General features: G+C 40.3%; 16 protein-coding genes. 5 read left to right on the top strand and 11 right to left on the bottom strand.

The window, feature by feature from the left end; all coding sequences use genetic code 11:
- Positions 1–337: 337 nt before the first annotated feature.
- From B5X70_RS15365 to B5X70_RS15355, 3 genes are read right to left on the bottom strand one after another with little or no spacing between them, the layout of a single operon-like run.
- The gene (locus B5X70_RS15365) at positions 338–2,680 is read right to left on the bottom strand and encodes a TonB-dependent receptor (RefSeq protein WP_079558794.1); all 2,343 of its coding nucleotides are present in this window, start codon (positions 2,678–2,680) and stop codon (positions 338–340) included.
- A gap of 31 nt (positions 2,681–2,711) precedes the next feature.
- A complete protein-coding gene (locus tag B5X70_RS15360) occupies positions 2,712–3,656 on the bottom strand; it encodes a DUF4249 domain-containing protein (protein WP_079558793.1) in 945 nt (314 codons plus the stop codon).
- A gap of 41 nt (positions 3,657–3,697) precedes the next feature.
- The gene (locus B5X70_RS15355) at positions 3,698–4,828 is read right to left on the bottom strand and encodes a hypothetical protein (protein ID WP_079558792.1); all 1,131 of its coding nucleotides are present in this window, start codon (positions 4,826–4,828) and stop codon (positions 3,698–3,700) included.
- A 293-nt stretch (positions 4,829–5,121) separates the two neighbouring features.
- On the opposite strand from B5X70_RS15355, the gene B5X70_RS18090 reads away from it, so the two are divergent.
- From B5X70_RS18090 to B5X70_RS15345, 3 genes are all read left to right on the top strand, one after another.
- Positions 5,122–5,268 carry a hypothetical protein gene (locus B5X70_RS18090; protein ID WP_157666469.1) on the top strand — a complete coding sequence of 49 codons (147 nt, stop codon included), beginning with the start codon at positions 5,122–5,124 and terminating at the stop codon, positions 5,266–5,268.
- A 364-nt stretch (positions 5,269–5,632) separates the two neighbouring features.
- Positions 5,633–7,690, top strand: a complete 2,058-nt coding sequence (locus B5X70_RS15350; protein ID WP_079558827.1) for a putative porin — start codon at positions 5,633–5,635, stop codon at positions 7,688–7,690.
- A 157-nt stretch (positions 7,691–7,847) separates the two neighbouring features.
- Positions 7,848–9,269 (top strand): MltF family protein, encoded by a 1,422-nt coding sequence (locus tag B5X70_RS15345; RefSeq protein WP_079558791.1) that lies wholly within the window; start codon positions 7,848–7,850, stop codon positions 9,267–9,269.
- Here B5X70_RS15345 and B5X70_RS15340 read toward each other — a convergent pair.
- The 3 genes from B5X70_RS15340 to B5X70_RS15330 form a co-directional block, all read right to left on the bottom strand.
- Positions 9,220–9,897, bottom strand: coding sequence for an NUDIX hydrolase (locus B5X70_RS15340; RefSeq protein WP_079558790.1), 678 nt, complete (start codon positions 9,895–9,897; stop codon positions 9,220–9,222). The genes B5X70_RS15345 and B5X70_RS15340 overlap by 50 nt on opposite strands.
- A gap of 356 nt (positions 9,898–10,253) precedes the next feature.
- Positions 10,254–11,498, bottom strand: coding sequence for an ABC transporter permease (locus B5X70_RS15335; RefSeq protein WP_079558826.1), 1,245 nt, complete (start codon positions 11,496–11,498; stop codon positions 10,254–10,256).
- Between the two features lie 36 nt (positions 11,499–11,534).
- Positions 11,535–11,873 carry a DUF190 domain-containing protein gene (locus B5X70_RS15330; protein ID WP_079558789.1) on the bottom strand — a complete coding sequence of 113 codons (339 nt, stop codon included), beginning with the start codon at positions 11,871–11,873 and terminating at the stop codon, positions 11,535–11,537.
- 234 nt (positions 11,874–12,107) lie between these two features.
- On the opposite strand from B5X70_RS15330, the gene B5X70_RS15325 reads away from it, so the two are divergent.
- Positions 12,108–14,264, top strand: a complete 2,157-nt coding sequence (locus B5X70_RS15325) for an elongation factor G (protein WP_079558788.1) — start codon at positions 12,108–12,110, stop codon at positions 14,262–14,264.
- Positions 14,265–14,439: 175 nt separating this feature from the next.
- On the opposite strand, the gene trpA is transcribed toward B5X70_RS15325, so the two are convergent.
- The 4 genes from trpA to trpC all read right to left on the bottom strand — a co-directional run bounded on the left by trpA (position 14,440) and on the right by trpC (position 18,319).
- On the bottom strand, positions 14,440–15,210 hold the full coding sequence (gene trpA, locus B5X70_RS15320) for a tryptophan synthase subunit alpha (protein WP_079558787.1): 771 nt from the start codon (positions 15,208–15,210) through the stop codon (positions 14,440–14,442).
- Positions 15,211–15,236: 26 nt separating this feature from the next.
- Complete coding sequence (gene trpB, locus B5X70_RS15315) at positions 15,237–16,415, bottom strand: tryptophan synthase subunit beta (protein ID WP_232468399.1); 1,179 nt, start codon at positions 16,413–16,415, stop codon at positions 15,237–15,239.
- Between the two features lie 374 nt (positions 16,416–16,789).
- The gene (locus B5X70_RS15310; protein WP_157666470.1) at positions 16,790–17,395 is read right to left on the bottom strand and encodes a phosphoribosylanthranilate isomerase; all 606 of its coding nucleotides are present in this window, start codon (positions 17,393–17,395) and stop codon (positions 16,790–16,792) included.
- A 120-nt stretch (positions 17,396–17,515) separates the two neighbouring features.
- On the bottom strand, positions 17,516–18,319 hold the full coding sequence (gene trpC, locus B5X70_RS15305) for an indole-3-glycerol phosphate synthase TrpC (RefSeq protein ID WP_079558784.1): 804 nt from the start codon (positions 18,317–18,319) through the stop codon (positions 17,516–17,518).
- A 773-nt stretch (positions 18,320–19,092) separates the two neighbouring features.
- On the opposite strand from trpC, the gene B5X70_RS15300 reads away from it, so the two are divergent.
- A complete protein-coding gene (locus tag B5X70_RS15300) occupies positions 19,093–20,076 on the top strand; it encodes an IS4 family transposase (protein WP_157666471.1) in 984 nt (327 codons plus the stop codon).
- Between the two features lie 51 nt (positions 20,077–20,127).
- Here B5X70_RS15300 and B5X70_RS15295 read toward each other — a convergent pair.
- Positions 20,128–20,428: transposase (locus B5X70_RS15295; protein WP_143255088.1), on the bottom strand; the 301-nt coding region annotated here is incomplete at its 5' end.

Raw genomic sequence — 20,428 nt, 5'->3', positions numbered from 1 at the left:
CAGCACATAAATGCAAATGCTTTTTGAAAACAAACAATGTTCACGAATCGTTGTAGCAAACAAAAAAGGAAGCGAATCTGCACGAAGAGAACATCCGCAGAAGAAAATTATGAGATAAAAGCATTTGTCTGTCAGGAATAGAGTTAAGGGTTATCATATCAATAAATTAAGGTTTTGCATTTGATTAAACCGGAAAACTTGTATCCGGAATTCTTCTTTTCGCCCTGCAAAGAAAAAAAAAAAAAAAATAAAGCTGCAAATAAAAATTAAGTTAAATGATGCAATTTCCAAAAAGAAAAACAATAAAGTCTAAAAAACTGATTCCACCAACCACAGATTAAAACCTCAACGTATAACTCACCGACGGTATAATCGGGAAGTACGCACGGCGCACAAAAACCACTTCTCCGTTTTTGGTCTTAAAAAAGTAGCTGTTGGGATTCAACCGGCTGTAGGCATTATACAAACCAAGATAATAAGTTCGGTAATATTTGGGCAACTGTTTGTTAAAGCTAAAACCAAAGTCCAACCGGTGGTATGGCTCCATCCTGAAGTTGTTTACACCGCTGTAATAATGCCCGTCTCTAATATCGATATCCTCATATCTGTTATAACCAAAATGAGTGTAATCAATTACCGGCACTTTTTTAGTGGCAATGGTGGTTGGATTGCCTGATGCAAACATCCATGAACCTGAAAAGGAGAACCGTTCAGACACATTCCGCACAAACACCGCCTTGATTTCATGGCGACGGTCATACTTAAAGGGAAATGGTCTGCCAAAATTTAAATTCTCAAACTGTCGGTCGTTCTTCGATAAAGAGTACCCCAGCCAGCCGGTATTGCGTCCATGCTTCTTCTGTGCAAGAATCTCAAGACCTCTGGCAGTTCCTTTGCCCTCTTTTTCAACGGCAAACTCCCACGGCTGTGTATTGGTGACATTGTGTCCCGGTTTGTAAGCTATCAGGTTATGCATTCGCTTTTCCCAAATATCGAGACTCAGTTCATACCCTTTAACCATATAACTTACACCCAGATTTAACTGATCGGCATAGGATGGTTTTATTTCCCGGGTTGATGGCACCCAAACATCGGGCGATAGAAAGTCGGCCGATGTGGTTAGCAAATGGACATATTGATGCGCTCTGGTTAACGAACTTCTTAACAACCATTCGGAAAACAACCGGTAATGCACTCCTACTCTGGGATCCAAAGACAAATAGTCCAGCGTTGGCCAATATATGCTGTTTAGCCCCGACAAAAGGGTAATCCGACCGCCAAAATAGTGTTCGTAATCGATATACGCATTAAGCTCGGGACGATAAATTTGGTCAGCAAATTCAGAGCTTTCAACATGTGATGAGCTTTTATAGCTATAGGAGCCGCTTGCCGGAGTGTATGAGTGCAAGACAGCCCCCAAACCGGCTGTCAACAAACTCTGGTTACCATAATAATTAAAATCTGCTTTAACAAACAGATCGGTTATTCCTGAATGAATTTCTGCATAACCTTTATCAGTGCCATCGTTGCTTTTACTCTCGAATTTGTCCCTAACCGTATTAAAATAAGTGGTACTGCCCACCATTAAATCCAGACCCAAGCTGGCATTAAGAATATGGTTCCAGTTGAGTGCTGTTGCCAGGTTGCCCCAATTGTGCTTGTACAATGATTTAGATTTGAGTCCGGAGGAATACCCGTAAATACTACTGGAAGTTCGTTCACGTAAAAACAACTTGTCTCTGCCGTAATAGGCAAGGAATGTAAGTTTATTTTTTTGATCGATATATCGGGTTACTTTGCCATTAAAATCCATAAATGTGTATCCAAAACTCTCCTGCCCCGATGAACTCATTAGATAATAGAGCCTAAGGGGGAGATCAATATTACATCTTCGTACGGACAACATATAGGTATTTTTCTCACCCAAAGGCCCTTCGGAATAATATCTACTGGCCAAAATCCCAATCATAAATTCCTGCTTACGTTCCGAAGCGTTGCCATCTTTTAGTCTGACATCAACTACCGAAGACATACGCCCTCCATAACGGGCGGGCATATACCCTTTATAAAGATTGACCTTTCGTATAGCACTCACATCAAAAACAGACAGGAACCCGCCCATGTGACTCACATTGTAAAGGGGAACACCATCGAGCAAAAAGAGATTTTGATCGGGTGTACCACCTCGCACATAAATACCAGCAGTACCTTCATTTCCCATCTGCACACCGGGCATCATCTGATAAGCCTTTAGCAAGTCAGGCTCACCGGAGAGTGACGGAATTTTATACAATTGCTCAATAGGAATCTCAAGGGTGCCAATTTCGCGACTATTGAGGTAGTTCCCGGAAACCTCTACCTCCCCGATTTGAATTCCGGGCGTTAGCAGTATCTCAAAAACCAATTCTCTGGCACAAGAGGATTTAACCGTTCTGGTCTCATAACCTATGTGCGATACCTTCAGAAGAATGGTGTCGGAAAAATGGTGTCGAAAATTAAAATACCCGTTATGATCTGACACCGTTCCTGCTCCGGCACCAAACTGAATAGTAGCACCGGGAAGTGGCTCTCTGCTGGAGGCATCCCGCACAATTCCATGAATACGCCCGCCCTCTGATGCAAAACAAATAGAAACAAGCATTTGAACCAAAAAGCATAGCAATGCTGATTTATTTATCATAAATAAATTTCTTAGAAACGGTAGTTACGAATCAATTTCCATCTACCCATTTAATATCCTGACAATGACTGGCAAAAATGCCCAAACCATTATTCACGTTGGAATAGAGCATTACCGGATCGGATATTTCTGCAAAGTCTTTCTTTCTGTTTTGATTCTCCAGATGTGCATACAAATACCTCTTATACATGAAATAATTATAACTTACATTTTTTAAAATAATTGCACCACCATATCCATCCTTAGCAATATCAAGCACCAGCTCTTCTCCTCTAAATAGTTCATTGGTAAACAAAAGAGTTAAGGGATATAAATCGTATTCACTATCATGAGTAATTACCGGATGAGTGATTTTATAAGTATGAGACGTTTTGAACCTTTGATTATAACCATGACCTACTACAATTTCATAATAGTTGGAAACATTACCATCATCATTAAATCTTAGGGTAAGTTGCCCAAAAGTTGTGTCGTGTCTATCTGTGTACAAAGGATACAGTTCGGTTAGTTCAGTTATCGACACTCTTTTAGGTACAACATCTTCAGCCGTTAGAAGATGATTGTTATTCCTGTTTAAAGCTTCAATGCGGTAATGCGAACCGGGCTGAACAGAGTAATATAATAAATAGCTGCTATCGGCATATTCCGGCACAAAAGGAAGCAACACATCATTTTCATACAGTTTAATGTCCCATTCATCTTCCCAGGAATAATTCGTCTTTGCAAGAACCGGTATGGTGCGGGAAATGAAAACTTCAATGGGATGATCAGGTGACAGAAAGCAGTTTAACACATATTGATGCGGCTCATCATCGTTGATGGGCGGGATGATTTTAGTGCAGGACAAAACAGATATTAAAAGCACTAATACAACCAACTTGAGTCCGGAAAAACCAAACCCACAAAGGTGTCTTTTACTGTTTTTTAAATTACCTCCCTGAAATAACAGGGAGGTAATTGGCATAATACTTAGCATGAAAGTAATCTAAAGTGATTCTGGTTTTTAATCTTGAAAATTTACCAAGTATAACCACCATACTCAATTTTTGCTGTGGCAAAAGGTGTTTCAATTTTCCATCTGGCTTTCTCAATTTTTACATCATATATTTCTTTACGAGGAGTAAAATAAATATCCCATTCAGACTCACCGTTTCCACCACCTCCACTACCATCTAAAATTGAGACATTCCCAAAAGCTCTGTATACATTATAAAATGATTGCGTATAGCCTGAAGAGAATCGATAGTAAGGATCGCCGTGCAAACCATTCCAAAAATTTATATGCCCACTCCAATCTCCCATCACAATGCTTGGATAGGCTCTGTCACGCCAACCTCTAATCCCGTTTTTGTATTGATTTCTTATATCCAAATAATGGATATAACGCCACATAGTGCCATCGCCCAAAAATTGCCATGATTGAAACTTTACTTGAATTCGAGTCCTTCGACCTCTTCCACTGGAATAAACATATTTACTATCCAATCTATTATCGGTTGCATCAAAGCTCTTAAGTTGATTTTCATCGTTTTGAGATTTCAAAACCCAGACTGAACCTTCATCAAACTTGATATTATCCAAATTCAACGATGATTTTAAACTCCCCTTATTGTCCCATGGGATTATTCTCATTAGGTTTTCAGTAACATAAAACAAAGAATCCCCCACAACAAAAACACCATCATGATTAAGAACTGAAGCCCAATAAGGAGTTGGAGTAGCAAGATCAAATTCAATCTCATTGGTTTCATCATCTAAATACTCTACTATGATTCCCTTTTTCAAATAATCATAGTACACATCTGCGTTCAATCTTTCAGAATTGTGTTGAACGATTCCACTAAGAACCAATTCATCAAGCTGATCATTTGCTAAACAAATTTCATTATATGCGCCCAATAATGTTTGCATATTGTTTTGATCTAACCAAACCTGATACTGAGAAACATCCATGGATAAAAACAATTCCAAGGTATTGTCCAAACTCTCAAAATCACTAAAAACAAGAACGCCATCTTTAACCTGAAACGATCTGGTCTCTTGTTTATTGTTCTCTACAAATTTCGATTCGTCAACAATAAAATCCTGATCACTACACCCAACAAAAATAAACACTCCCAATAAAATCAATAAATTAAATTTCTTCATAACTTTGTAATGTTAGTGGGGCTGCAACCCCGTTAATGGATTTTGTGTATGGCGTTCGGTCTCGGTTTCGGGGTCGGACGCTTTTTTTTAACCCCCGTATAAAAAGGCGTACTGTGCTTCGGCCTGATTATAAAAGAACTATAGATTTTTAAAAATTACGAATTTTAGATTAATCCATTTAGTCGTCGGATGACTACAAGTCACCCGATGACGAACTTAACGACAATAAGAAATATCTTTAAAATTTAGAATATGGAATTTGACTAAAAGCAGCACATAAATGCAAATGCTTTTTGAAAACAAACAATGTTCAGGAATCGTTGCAGCAAACAAAAAAGGAGGTAAATCTGCACGAAGAGAACATCCGCAGAAGAAAATTAAGAGATAAAAGCATTAGTCTGTCAGGAATAGAGTTAAGGGTTATCATATCAATAAATTAAGGTTTTGCATTTGATTATACCGGAAAACTTGTATTCGGGAATATTCTTTTCGCCCTGCAAAGAAAAAAAAAAATAAAGCTGCAAATAAAAATTAAGTTAAATAATTTAACTCTCAAAAAAACATCGCGAATCATTATTGTAACGAATTTTTCTTTGACACATTGTTGTTCGCAGACTCCTTTAGACTGATAACCTGTCACCATAACACCTGTGTCGTCACAAAATTTTCACGCTCGATAAATACAAAATAACGAATGATATTCGTTATTTTTGCATATAATCACAACCATTATCAAACCCAATCCAAAAACGAATTAGGTATTCATACTCCATGGTTGTGGATTTTTCAATATATTTGCCCTGCATGAGAAGTCTCCTGATTCTAATATCATATATACTAGTGAGTGTGTTTACACTCAATGCTCAAATTATGCCTGACCGGGAATATGTTCCTGGTGGCGGAAGAACTCCTGCACAACAAGAAGGTCACACAGATGACCACCATCACGACCACGACCATGATCACGACCACTCATCCGGTCCCAGACCACAAGCCGTTGAGCACAAAATAACAAATTGGTTTTTGAAGGATTTAGGAACGGTCAAAGACACTGTACCAATAGACACCCTTTCACAGGGATTCCAGATTCATAACCCGGCAAACAGAGCAGCCATAGCCAATGTCCAGCTTGGAAACATAGGAGCACCATGGCAACCTGCCATGGTTTCCAAAATGCCCCTCTACTCCCGTTTTTTGTTTGCAGATAATCTTCGATCTTTTTTCACAGAGCCGGAAGAGTGGCGGTACTACAATACCAGGACTCCATACACCAATCTCTATTACCAGTATGCCGCACCAAAACGAAGATCTGAAGAGGTTGTCGGGGTACTTTTCACTCAAAATGTCAATAAAAGATGGAACGTCGGGTTTGATTACCAATTGATATCATCCATTGGAAGGTACGAAGCTCAGCAGGTTGAAAATCGCCATTTCAGATTTTTTTCTAGTTATAACGGTCAGAGGTATCAAGTTCACGGATCATATGTTTACAATAAAACCGACCAATTGGAAAATGCCGGAATTGAAGACGATGACTACGTTCTCAATCCTCAAAGATATGATTACGATGAGAAGGAGAATATTCCCATCAGATTTTATGATGCCAGCAACCGCATTGACAATCATCAGATTTACGTCAATCAGGCTTTAAATATCGGGAATATAACGGTGAGCCGTCGTGAGGGTGAACGTGTTGAACTGCCTGTTGGAACAGCCATTCATACATTCCACCTCGATAGAAATCGGAGAAAACATCGCATTGAAAACTTGCGAAACTACCTCTCTCCTAATGAGCCGTTTTTTTATGATAACATCTATATTGACACAACTAAAACCAGAGACTACCTCTATTATACATCTATAAAAAACACCTTTCAACTGAGGTTTAATGAAGAAGCAAACCCGCTTCTTCAGTTCGGGTTAAGAGCATTCATCACCAACGAAGTTGAACAATTCACCTTCCCGGCCATGCCAGAAGTTGAAGGAACATTCACCACTTCGCCAGAATACCTGTCGGAAGAAGAGCAATTGACTTCTACTCTGATTGGTGGACAGATTTTTAAAAACCTGGGTGAATCCTTCAGATGGAATGCCGGGATGAGATTGTATTTTCAGGGTTACCGAACCGGTGATACAGAAATCACCGGAGCCATGAACAGCCACTTCAGGCTGGCCAATGATACCGCAGGAATATATGCCGATGGTGGATTGTATCTTGTTTCTCCGGGATTTTTCGAATCTCGGTACACATCCAACCACTTCATCTGGGATGAAAGATTCGACCAGGTAAAAACCCTGAGATTAGGCGGGGCGGTAAAAATTCCCACCAGGAAGTTTGAACTTTCGGCTGAAACCAGGCTCATAAATGATTACTTTTATTGGGATCAGAATGCCATGCCAACACAATCAGGTTCTTTCCTGAGAGCAATTGAATTCCGGTTGTTCAAGCATTTCAACCTTGGAAATTTTCACAATCACAATACCATACTCTACCAATTAACCAGCAACTCCGAATTAATGCCATTGCCTGAATGGTCATTATACAGTTCATTGTATTATCAGAATACTTTGTTTGATGTTCTGTTTGTTCAGTTGGGTTTTGATTTGAGATACAATACCCGTTGGTATTCGCCGGCATACATGCCGGCAACCGGACAGTTTTATGCTCAACGCCAACGTAAAACCGGTGATTATCCCTATGTAGATCTGTTTCTGAACATGCAGTTGAAGCGTGCAAGGATATTTATAAAAATGGATCACATCAATCAGGGATATCCAAGTAATGATTATTTTCATACTTTGAATTATCCTGCAAATCCCCGTGCAATAAGGTTTGGTCTCTCTTGGAATTTCTACGACTGATTTTGGTGTTTGGGGTATCTCAAAATTCTGTGTAACTTTGTGGTCTGCTTTTTGATAGAGCATTTTAGGAATCCTGCATAAAATGCAGAATTCATGGCTTTCCATCGTTGTTTCATAGTATAGGTTAGCCATTGCATGTTGAACTTAATAGCGACAGATGAGGCAACTTTTACTGATTTTACTTATTGCAATTATTACAGCAGGATGCGGCAGTTCCAGCCCCAAAAAGGAAAGCAGCTACGTTTCCGCAAAAAACATTCCCGATTTACAACAAATACGGGAATCCGGACAAATCCGTGTCGTAACCAATTACAACTCCACCAACTATTTCGTTTATAAGGGTCAACCTATGGGTTACCAGTTTGAACTATTGCAAGAGTTTGCCAATTTCATGAACCTCCGACTGGAAGTTTCAGTAAACAATAATCTTCAGGAGAACATTGACAGACTTGCAAATGGAGAACTTGACTTAATCGCAAGTAACCTTGCCGTTACCCGCGAAGGTGAACAAAAAGTAGCATTTACAGAACCTCACAGCTACAGCAGACAGGTATTGGTTCAACAGGCATACAGCTCCGAAAGATCCGGGAGCAGCGAACGCATTCACAATGAATTAATCCGAAATCAGTTGGATCTGGGCGGAAAAACCATATATGTTCAAAAAGGCTCTGCATTTGTGCAACGTTTGCGAAGCCTTTCCAACGAAATTGGAGACAGCATTCATATTGTAGAAATACCCGATTACGAGGTGGAACAATTAATTGAACTAGTGGCCGAAGGTGAAATAGAATACACGGTGTCAGATGAAAATCTGGCCAGAGTGAATCTAAATTTTTACCCCAACATTGACATCGAAACAGCCATCAGTTTTCCACAAAAACAGGCATGGGCGGTAAACCGGAATTCACCTGAGTTGCTCAATGCAGTTAACAATTGGATGGTAGGGTTCAAGAAAACAGCCAGATACCAGCGAATTCACAGAAAATATTTTGAAAACCGCCGATCTGGACATATTGTAAACTCAGGATTCCATTCTATAAAAGGAGGACAGGTGTCTGTATACGATGATATTATTCGTGCGGAAAGTGAACGCTTTGATTGGGACTGGCGACTGATAGCATCAATAATCTACCAGGAATCGAGATTTATTCCCGACGCTGAAAGTTGGGCAGGAGCTATGGGATTAATGCAACTGATGCCACAAACAGCAGAGAGGTTTGGAGTTCATGCCATTACATCGCCACGCGAGAACATTAGAGGTGGAATGCAACTACTGCAATGGCTTGACGAAAGAATGTCATTGAGAATTGAAGATCCGGAAGAGCGTCTGAAGTTTGTTCTGGCATCGTACAACGTAGGCATCGGGCATGTATTGGATGGCATGCGATTGGCTGAGAAGTATGGGAGATCCCCAATTATCTGGTACGACAATGTTGACTATTATGTATTAAACAAATCTAACCCTAAATACTATAACGACCCGGTGGTTCAGTTCGGTTATTGTCGTGGTGAAGAACCATACCATTATGTCAGGGAGATTCTTGAGCGGTACGAGCATTACAAGAACGTACTTCGCTGACCCAATCTGAAGCATATTTTTTTAATGCAACAGCAAATTCACTCATGATCATTGCTGTTGCACCCCAAATCTGACGCCCTTCAACGTCAAAGAAAGGCGCCTCCAAACGATGCCCGTTAATATTCTTTATTAATGTTCTATTTACCGGTTCGAGGAAAACATTCAGTGGAACATCAAAAACCTCCTTCACTTCAAACTGATTGGGCCGAAATTCCGGCTCGCCATCAAGTGAACCAACTTGTGGATATACAATGTAGTTGCTGTTCGGGATATAAAGAGATGATAACTCTCCCAGTAAAGTAACGGTATCAGGGTCAATTCCTAGTTCCTCATGGGTTTCTCTAAGAGCAGTGTCGTAGTAACAGGCATCGGTTGGCTCACACTTCCCACCGGGCAAACTGATCTGGCCGCCATGTACGCCTACATATTCTGGTCGTTGAATAAATGGTATGGATAACCCTTTTGAAGATGGATAGAGCAGAATCAGAACACTGCTGAGACGTGCTACTTTTCGGTCAGGCTCTTTGGTTCCGGTAAACCTAACTGATGGTGCCATAAATTCATGAGCCACTAATCCGGGTAATGGCTTTTCCAACGCTTGTTTAATTATTTCTCTCCAATCTTGCATAAAATCATCTCTTGTAAAAACAGAACAAGCTATCAGCAAGGTTGTTTAAACCATCCTCATAACACGGTAAAATTAAAAAAAAGAGCCAAACTACAATAAAAATGAAGAGCCATTTCTTCACGTTTGAAGAAATGACTCTACATTTTTTTATCCTATTACTAACCTAAACCTATTACTTATATTATAAAAAGCATGCCACAATTTATTTTTCGGAATAAAAATCGACACAAATCCAGTATCATATTGAAATTCTATACTTTAATCAACATCATTTTTTTGAAGCAGATACACCGGAAGTAAATGCGAAAACGAAACCGTTCGTTTTCGAACAGTTAGTGTTCGAAAACGTTTATCATTTAGTCGAAATGAATGGCTTTGACAGGAGTAATACGTGTAGCTACATATGATGGTCCGATCATCATTAAAAAAATCGCCAGAATTGCTCCGGCATTCAGCAGGAGAATATGCGACAAATCAATGTGAATAGGCACCGTATCAAGGAAGTAACTGGCAGGATCCAAACTTACAAGGCCAAACCTCATTTGAATCATCGCCAACCCAATCCCGACCAGATTTCCCCAAACCAACCCTCGTATGGCAATACGGACGGCTAAAGACAGAAAGATTTTTCTCAAAGGCCAGTCACTCATTCCAATGGCTTTCAGAATACCTATCATATTGGTTCTCTCCAGAATCAAAATCAGGAGTCCTGTAATCATATTAAACCCTGCCACAAGGAGAATCAAAACGATGATTACCGCGATGTTCATATCCAACAGATCGAGCCAGCTGAAAATTTGAGGTTGTGTTTGCCTGATTGACTGAGCTCTTAACATAGCCCCTTCCGGAGAAATGTAAGAGGCAGTCAGGTCGTATATCTCATACCAAAGTTCATCCAGCTTATCAAAATCGTTCAAAAGCACCTCATAACCGGCTATCTGGTCAGCATCCCAATTGTTTAATCTTTGAATATGCCTCAAATCTGCCACCACAAACATCTTATCCAAATCGGGGAGATTACTGTCGTAAATTCCCACAATGGTATATCGGCGCGCTCTAATTTGTTCCTGGAAAAAATACATAAAGACATCTTGCCCCAATTGCAAGTTCAATATGTTAGCAAGGGTAGCTGATATTATTATTTCATTTGCCGGGGATTCTCCGGCAAAATCTGGCAATTCCCCCAGTTGTAAGATAGATTCCAGAAAATCAGTATCGTAATCATCCCCAATGCCCTTCAAAACCGCCCCCTGCATCTCCTCCTCTGATTTTAGCAATCCGGGCTTAACAGCAAATCTCTGAACATTCTTCACTCCATCCAATTCTTTGATGGCCGTATACAGTTCCTGATTAAAACGGATGGGATTGGCTTCGTAGCTTAAGTTAAAATCGTAGTTGACAACTTGAATATGACTTCCAAAACCGACAATTTTCTCACGTATTTCCCGCTTAAATCCAGTTCCAATGGCGATTGACAGAATCATCACCACCATACCCAGTATGATGCCTCCAACAGCCACCTTTAGAACAGGCCCCGCGAGTTTTCTTCCTGAAACGCCTCCTGATTGAATTTTACCGGCTATGAAATATTCTGGTTTCAAAATCTGCTTGTTTTGCAGCAAAGATAATAAACTGATTCAACAATGATACAACACTTCCACTTCTTCAAGTGTAATAATTCCTCCGGCATCTGCTTTTTCCATTAATCGGCTGACAATCTGAGCAAAGTCGGTCAATCTCTCCCGGTGATCCACCATTTCAATAATCATAGATGCATCCGTTGCCAGTGAAAAGACCTTGATACTAAGTCCCAAACTCCCGGAACCGTAATTCATGATACCTCTGGTAACTGTAGCTCCAGACAACTTATATTTCTTTGCAGCATAAACTATGGCTTCATATAGGGGACGCTGATAAACCTGATCACTCTCCCCCACTATAATTTTTAACCTCACTACTTTTCCGGATAGCTCCATGATTATGGGATTAATTGTTATTCAATATGTAATTTAACAATAACATTGCATAAATTCAAGTTCTCCTTAAATAATTACCTCAAATTAAAAACCCAAAAAAAGTCAATTTTTGCCAATCAAGTTTAAGGGGTGAAACCTTGCATCTTAACCAAATATTATTAATTTTGAAGTCGTACCCTTATTTATTCCTTTTTTAGAACTCACAATTTATTAACCTTTTTAAATACATTTACCATGAAGGTGTATCAAACCAATCAAATAAAAAACATATCGCTGCTGGGAAGCAGCGGCTCGGGTAAAACCACCCTTGCAGAAGCGATGCTATACGAGGGCGGGGTCATAAGCCGGAGAGGCGATGTAAATAGCAAGAATACTGTTTCGGATTACAACCGGGTAGAGCATGAATACGGCTACTCGGTTTTTTCGTCCGTTCTGTTCACCGAATGGCTGGAAAAAAAGCTGAACATCATCGACTGTCCGGGATCAGATGATTTCATAAATGGAGCCATAACTTCTCTAAATGTTACCGACACGGCTTTGATGGTTATCAACTCAACGCAGGGCGTTGAAGTTGGCACCCAGAACTTGTTTCGATACACTGACAATTACAACAAGCCTGTAATTTTTGTTGTCAATCAATTGGACCATGAAAAGGCCAATTATGAATCAACGGTTGAAAGCCTTCATGAATCTTTCGGAAAAAAAGCCATCATCGTACAATACCCTGTAAACATTGGCCCCGGCTATGATGCCATGGTAGATGTATTAAAAATGAAATATTACAAATGGGGACCAGATGGTGGAAAACCTGAGATATCTGAAATTCCTGATAGTGAAAAAGAGAAAGCAGAAGAACTACACAATGCACTGGTTGAGGCGGCAGCTGAGAACGATGAAAACCTAATGGAACTTTTCTTTGACCAAGGAACGCTTAACGAGGATGAGATGCGCCAGGGCATGAAAAAAGGGATGATTGCCCGCGATTTGTTCCCCATATTCTGTGTATCTGCTGCAAAAGACATGGGCGTACGAAGATTAATGGAATTCCTTGGAAACATAGTTCCATTTGTTGATGAAATGCCTAAAGCTCTAACTACAAGCGGAGCGGAAGTCACTCCCGATGTTAATGGCCCCGCATCTATATTTGTCTTTAAAACCAGCATTGAACCTCACCTGGGCGAGGTCAGTTACTTCAAAGTTATGTCCGGGAAAATCACCGAAGGAATGGATCTCATCAATGTGAACCGCGAAGCAAAAGAGCGTCTCTCTCAACTCTATTGTGTAGCCGGCAGCACCCGTCAGAAAGTTAGCGAACTGGTTGCAGGAGACATTGGTGCAACGGTAAAACTTAAAGAGACCAAAACCAATCATACTCTTAATATAAAAGGATGTGACTATATATTTGAACCCATTAAATATCCTGAACCTAAGTACCGCGTGGCAATTAAGCCTGCTAACGATGGAGATGAAGAAAAATTGGGTGAAATCTTAAGCCGGATTCACGAAGAAGACCCAACAATAACCGTAGAATACTCCAAAGAACTTAAGCAAATTATTGTTTACGGACAGGGTGAATTCCACCTGAGTACCATGAAGTGGCGCATTGAAAACAACGACAAACTGCCTATTGAATTTAAGAATCCAAAAATTCCTTACAGAGAAACCATCACCAAGCAGGCAAGAGCCGATTACCGCCATAAAAAACAGTCGGGTGGAGCCGGCCAGTTTGGTGAAGTCCATATGATTATTGAACCATATGACGAGAATGCGCCTGTACCAACCATGTATAAATTTAACGGACAGGAGTTTAAAGTTAATGTTCGCGACACCGATGAAATTAAACTTCCATGGGGCGGAAAACTTGTATTCCACAACTGTATTGTAGGTGGTAGCATCGATAGCCGCTTTATGCCTGCCATTCTGAAAGGTCTCATGGAAAAGATGGAAGAAGGACCACTTACAGGTTCATACGCCCGTGACATCAGAGTCTGCGTTTACGACGGTAAAATGCACCCCGTTGACTCCAACGAAATCTCCTTTAAACTGGCAGGACGAAATGCGTTCCGTACTGCATTTAAAGAGGCCGCACCAAAAATTCTGGAACCTGTTTATGATGTAGAAGTTCGTGTCCCCGCCGACCGTATGGGAGATGTAATGAGTGACTTGCAAGGGCGCCGCGCCACCATTGAGGGCATGAGCAGCGAAAAAGGCTTTGAAGTAATAAAAGCCAAAGTCCCCTTAAAAGAGATGAACAAATACTCAACATCATTAAGCTCTATTACAGGAGGCCGTGCTTTCTATACCATGAAGTTTGCCAAATACGACAAAGTTCCACCTGAAGTACAAGAACAACTATTGGCAGCTTATGAAGCTGAGCAAGGCGAAGATTAAACGCAGAGAGACAATGACGCAAAGCCAAGTCAAACTCTGATTTTACTTCTTACAGAATAATTCCTCCAGCCTTGCCAATGGCAAGGCTGGAGTTTTAAATAATCCGATACAGTTTAGCAATTGAGGTGCGGAGGTTTCTGGAAAGATTGAGATCCCAATCGCGAGCTCTATATTATCACCCCCTCAATTCATCAACAAACCTGCTGATATCATTTTTTAAGTCGGTGCTTTTTTCTAACATTTTAATAAATGCACTCCCAACAATAGCACCATTGGCATATTTGCACACTTCATTAAAGCTTTCCTTATTACTGATTCCGAAACCAACCATTTTGGGTGATTTCAATTTCATATCACGAATACGCGAAAAATATTCAATCTGGAATTGATTTAAGCCGGTTTTAGCACCTGTAACAGCAGCCGATGAAACCATATAGATAAATCCGGTGGTATTTTCATCCAAAAGCCTGACTCTTTCAGGTGGAGTTTGTGGGGTGATTAGAAATGTATTGCTGATATCGCGCGCTTCAAAAAGTTGGCGATACTGTTCATCGTACATTTCAAAAGGCAAATCGGGCAAAATCAAGCCATCCACACCCACTTCGGAACATTTATCCAAAAATGGTTCAAATCCAAATTTCAACACAGGGTTAAGATATCCCATTAAAATTATGGGCATGGAAACTTCGTTCCGGATGTTTTGCAACTGCTGAAACAATACCTTTAGGTTCATTCCATTGTTTAAGGCCTGAGTGCTGCTTTTCTGAATAACAGGGCCATCGGCCAGTGGGTCGGAAAAAGGCATGCCTATTTCCACAAAATCGACACCCGAAGTTTCCAATGCTTTCAAAATTGGTACAGTATCCTCCAGCCGGGGAAAACCGGCTGTAAAATATACCGACAGCAAATCTTTTTTATCAGCAAAAAGTCTATTTAAACGGTTCATTATTTTTCTATTATCAAAATTTACGCCTATAAACCAAAGCGCTCCATATAAGTTTTCATATCCTTATCGCCACGTCCCGAAACGGTTATCACCACATTATCGGAAGTTTTCAGCTTCAGCTTTGGCAGCACTGCCAAAGCATGAGCCGATTCCAATGCGGGGATGATTCCTTCCAAACGGGTCAATTCCATAACGGCCTCCAGTGCCTCATCGTCTGTTATTGGCATGTATTCAGCACGTTTGCTGTCCTTTAAAAACGCATGAAGCGGACCAATTCCCGGATAATCAAGCCCCGCCGAAATGGAGTAAGGCTCGGTAATCTGTCCGTCGTCGCTTTGCATCAGGTAGGTCATGCTGCCATGGATGATGCCTTTGTCGCCACACGCCATGGAGGCAGCGGTTTCGCCACTGTTTACCCCTAACCCGGCTGCTTCAGTACCGATTAATTTCACCGATTCATCTTCCAGAAAATGATAAAAACTGCCTGCCGCATTGGAACCTCCACCAACGCAAGCAATGACATAATCGGGAAGTTCGGTTCCTATTTTACTCTTTAGCTGCTCTTTTATTTCGGAGCTGATGACGGCCTGCAAACGCGCCACCATGTCGGGGTAAGGATGAGGCCCTACCACTGAACCAATCAGGTAAAATGTATCCAATGGGTTGGCGATCCAATCGCGCAAAGCCTCGTTAGTAGCATCTTTCAGCGTTTTATTGCCCGATGTGGCCGGCCGAACCTCTGCTCCCAGCATTCGCATGCGTGCCACGTTTGGTGCCTGACGCTCGATATCAGTTGCGCCCATGTAAACCACACAATCCAGGCCCATAAGCGCACACACAGTGGCTGTAGCCACACCGTGCTGGCCGGCACCGGTTTCAGCAATGATGCGTTTGCGTCCCATTTCACGCGCCAATAAAATTTGGCCGATGGTGTTGTTCAGCTTGTGCGAACCGGTATGGTTTAAGTCTTCTCGCTTAAGCCATATATTGGCGTTATATTTCGCGGATAACCGCTCTGCTTTAAACAGGGGCGATGGACGCCCGGCATAATCAGCCAAAAGAAGGTGGTACTCCTTCTGAAAAGCTTCTGAATTAATTATGTCAAGATATTTTGACCTCAACTCTTCTATATTGGGAATGAGCATCTCGGGGATATAAGCTCCCCCGTACTCACCGTAAAATCCTTTTTTGTTTGGCTCTATCATTGATGTTATTTTTTGAATTTGCATAATCCGTATAATATTTGGACTATAAAATGCTTTTGCCCTTACAGGGCACTATATTCTGTTGGTTTTATACCCCAAGGTGTTGCCATTGGGCTGAAATAATTTGCCACGCTGTGGCGCATAAATGTGGATTTCGTATTCAATGTGATTCTTTCTTATCATTAATCTATTTGCAATTCTCTCTAAAATTTGGGTGAAAGCCATACACAATTCATCCCGGGCAACGCCCCGGGTAAGATTGCAAGGTGTTTTCGCCCTGTAAGGGCAGCTCAATTATGGTGCTGTGTATTCTTTATCATGGCACTACAATTCAAATTGTTAAGCTTCAGGGTGCCTATTGGTTTGCTCTATATTCATACACATCCTCTGATTTTATTGATAAAAGTTTTTAACCGGGAGACATCCTTTAACTCTGGTTCAATTTCAAATTTACTGTTTATATCCACCCCCATGGGATGGATATTTTCTAAGTTCTTTAATGTTTCTGCATCTTCAACTCCAATCCCTCCACTTAAAAAGAAAGGTGTTTTTCCATTATAGCTTTCCAGCAAACTCCAGTCGAACTTTTGCCCTGTTCCGCCATGCTGTGGAGAGGGCGTATCAAACAGCAACATATCACAAACATCATGATACTCCTGAGCCAAAATAGACAAGCTGTCGTCGGGACGTAACGCCTTCAACACTTTTAATCCTTCATTTTTTAATTCGCTACACAATTGGGGCGTTTCACTTCCGTGCAGCTGAACGGCATTCAGATGAAATAGTTCAGTCAACTTCAAAATCTCTTTTTTCCCGGCATTTACGAACACCCCGGTTTTAATGATGTTTGAAGGAATCTCTTTTATGGTTTCAGGCAGAAGCGTTCCTACCACATAACGAGGAGATGGCGGATAGAAGATAAATCCCATTAAATCGGGATTTAGCTCACTTACTTCGACTATGTTTTTGGCATGTTTCATGCCACAAACTTTTATCAACATACGCTATTTATGTTATAAATATACATCCAAATTTGCCATCACTCCACCCCTAACCCCCAAGGGGGGACTCAACCCCACGCCATTTCATGGCAGATTTTACTATACAGATTTTATTGTCCGTTGTTTAACCTCTTGGCTGAACTCCAAACATGCTCCTGCCGGGTCGGATTGTTTCATAAAATATTCCCCCATTAAAAATCCTTTAAAACCGGCATTTTTAAGCTTCAGATAATCGTCTACCGAACCAATTCCGCTTTCGGCAATGGGTATCATCTCTTTCGGTAATTTCGATGCCAGACGAATGGACTGCTCCAAATCAACTTTGAAAGTTTTCAGGTTGCGGTTATTGATGCCAACCATCTGTACGTAACTGTTTAGAAGCTCCAGTTCTTTTTCGTCATGGATTTCGAAAAGCACCTGCATCCCCAATGCATTGGCCAATGCAGCCAATTCCAAAGCCTCTGTTTTATCCAGAATGGCACCAATCAGCAAAATGGCACTGGCGCCAATGGCTTTGGCCTCATAAACCTGATAAGGATCGATGATAAACTCTTTACGAATGATGGGCAACTTACACAATTCCCTTCCACGGGTAAGATCTTCGTTGCATCCCCCAAAGAAATCGTGGTCGGTTAGTATGGAGATTCCTGAAACACCTGCTGCAGCATACCCCGGAATGATTTCATCAACAACGGCCTTGCCATTTATATCGCCTTTTGAAGGCGATTTACGCTTGAACTCAGAAATAATTCCTGTAGAGTTCTCAGCCAACAAGTGTTCAGTAAAAAGCGACACCTGCTCATTGTAATGTCGGTAATACTTAAGTTCCTTAACCGAAACTTTGTCCTGAGCGGCTGCAACCTCTTCCTTTTTCCTGGCAACAATTTTATCGAGAATGTTCATTCTGATCTGTTTTAAGACTTTTGTTTATAATCCATTATGAGATACTAACTCATTTTATTTGTTGTTTTGATTGAGATATTTTCCATCCCCTCAACTCCCTGAAGGGGATGCCAAACACACAACATCAATTAAGCGATATACATAAAAAGCAAAAAGGCTTGTCGGGAGTCCGACAAGCCTTTTCTATTTATCTCATTTGTTTCGCAAATGGTCATAAGGGCATTGTTTCACCTCCCGATGTAGAAAATGAAATGTGCCACCACCAATTGTTATTGCGAAAACTCTGTGTCATGATTTTTATCATTATTGTACTGCAAGTTTAGGGAATGATTTTTAAAAATACAAGATTTTTGGAATTATTTTTTTACCAGACAACAAATTTTACTCCAACATACAGCATGAATTCTATATCCTATATGTGAATTCACGCCTTATAGTTTTCAGGTGTATATTTTCTTGTATTATCTCTAAAATTGAGTAAAAAGCAACAACTGAACTAAAAAACATCCGGTTGCATTTCTTTATTTGTCTATTGTCGTTTTTCTTAGTACATGACAAAACAGTTAAATTATTGAAAATCAATAATATAACACAGTAAAATATTGGGATAAAACCTTGCTATTCAGTATCTTACAAGAGGATTCTCACATCTTTTTGTACTATACATGAACACCAAGGCAGATAACAAATATAGCGAATTAATTCAGTTGTTTAAAGAAACAACTAAGTGGCACAAGTCTCGCGTAAAGTGCGCTGTATCAATAATATGCGCGATGTGTAAATTGCAAACGGTTTCGTTTGTTAAGCTTGCACAAGGGTTTGAAGGTCAGGCTATTTACGAATCAAACCATCGACGAATTCAGCGATTTTTTGCTGAGTTTATTATTGACCGGCACATGCTTGCTAGGATAATATTTTCACTGTTGCCTGACAAACTACCTTATAGGTTGAGTTTGGACAGAACCAACTGGAAGTTTGGTAAAACTGACATCAATATTCTGATGCTTAGTGTTTGTTATCATGGAGTTGCTATACCATTGTTATGGAAGATGCTTCCCAAACGAGGGAACTCAAATGCCAGTGAGAGACAGGAGCTTATCCATGAATACATTGATGTATTTGGCACGGCAACAATATCAGCATTTATGGCCGATAGAGAGTTTGTTGGTGAGCTTTGGTTTGAGGATCTCATTAGAAATAAAGTGCCGTTTTATATTCGTATTCGTGAAAACATGAAAGTGCGCGTAGCCGGTAAAGGCATTAAGAAAGCTTTTTGGCTCTTTAATCAACTAAAAACAGGTAGTTATATGCACTATAAAAGACTTGTTTATTTAGTTGATAACCTTGTCTATTTGTCTGGAATAAAAACGTTTAATTCGCAAACTGGCAAGATAGAATTTGTAATTATTACTTCGTTTAACCAACAAGTTCAGGCTCTTATTAATTATAAGGAAAGATGGCAGATCGAAACGATGTTTCGAGCCATGAAATCAAGTGGTTTCAATATGGAAGACACTCATCTTACAGACTTGGATAGGCTTTCAACGCTAATGGCAATCATAGCAATTGCATTTGTCTGGGCTTATCTTGTCGGTATTGATAAGCATAAAAACATAAACCCTATAAAGCTGAAAAAACATGGCAGAAGAGCATATAGCTTTTTTAAATATGGACTTATTCGAATTGCGCACGCCATCTTAAACACTTTGGATACCAGCGGATTTAATCAATGCGTAAAAGTTTTGTCATGTACTTAGGTCGTTTTTATTAAAAACCAACACTAGTGTCCCATTAAAATTGGGACGTTATTAAAAATTAAACAAATTTGGCTCATTAAGTCTAAAACGTTCTTTGTCATATTGAAATTTAGTTCTCTCAAATAGGTCTCGAAGATGAGTTTTATCTGTTAAAGATATACTCAATATCTGCAAAACCTCATATGTACTTCTGTTAAGTTGCATGTCTTTTTGGACGATTGCTACCAAACAATAAGTGCACATCGCAGCGTAGATTTGAATTCGAACAGCATTTTCAGTAGTTCCCCAGAATTTCTTGACTTTTAGATGTTGCTTTAGCCACTTGAAGAAAAGCTCGACTTGCCAGCGGTTC

The sequence above is a fragment of the Alkalitalea saponilacus genome (assembly GCF_900168165.1).
GTDB classification, from domain to species: Bacteria; Bacteroidota; Bacteroidia; order Bacteroidales; family Marinilabiliaceae; genus Natronoflexus; species Natronoflexus saponilacus.
The sequence above is the reverse complement of the archived record's forward strand: the minus strand, read 5'-3'. Positions and strand labels throughout refer to the sequence as shown.

Coding starts and splice junctions, on each gene's coding strand:
- B5X70_RS15365 (WP_079558794.1), bottom strand. CDS start 2,680: ATGATAAATAAATCAGCATTGCTATGCTTTTTGGTTCAAATGCTTGTT.
- B5X70_RS15360 (WP_079558793.1), bottom strand. CDS start 3,656: ATGCTAAGTATTATGCCAATTACCTCCCTGTTATTTCAGGGAGGTAAT.
- B5X70_RS15355 (WP_079558792.1), bottom strand. CDS start 4,828: ATGAAGAAATTTAATTTATTGATTTTATTGGGAGTGTTTATTTTTGTT.
- B5X70_RS15350 (WP_079558827.1), top strand. CDS start 5,633: ATGAGAAGTCTCCTGATTCTAATATCATATATACTAGTGAGTGTGTTT.
- B5X70_RS15345 (WP_079558791.1), top strand. CDS start 7,848: ATGAGGCAACTTTTACTGATTTTACTTATTGCAATTATTACAGCAGGA.
- B5X70_RS15340 (WP_079558790.1), bottom strand. CDS start 9,897: ATGCAAGATTGGAGAGAAATAATTAAACAAGCGTTGGAAAAGCCATTA.
- B5X70_RS15330 (WP_079558789.1), bottom strand. CDS start 11,873: ATGGAGCTATCCGGAAAAGTAGTGAGGTTAAAAATTATAGTGGGGGAG.
- B5X70_RS15325 (WP_079558788.1), top strand. CDS start 12,108: ATGAAGGTGTATCAAACCAATCAAATAAAAAACATATCGCTGCTGGGA.
- trpA (WP_079558787.1), bottom strand. CDS start 15,210: ATGAACCGTTTAAATAGACTTTTTGCTGATAAAAAAGATTTGCTGTCG.
- trpB (WP_232468399.1), bottom strand. CDS start 16,415: ATGATAGAGCCAAACAAAAAAGGATTTTACGGTGAGTACGGGGGAGCT.
- B5X70_RS15310 (WP_157666470.1), bottom strand. CDS start 17,395: ATGAAACATGCCAAAAACATAGTCGAAGTAAGTGAGCTAAATCCCGAT.
- trpC (WP_079558784.1), bottom strand. CDS start 18,319: ATGAACATTCTCGATAAAATTGTTGCCAGGAAAAAGGAAGAGGTTGCA.
- B5X70_RS15300 (WP_157666471.1), top strand. CDS start 19,093: ATGTGTAAATTGCAAACGGTTTCGTTTGTTAAGCTTGCACAAGGGTTT.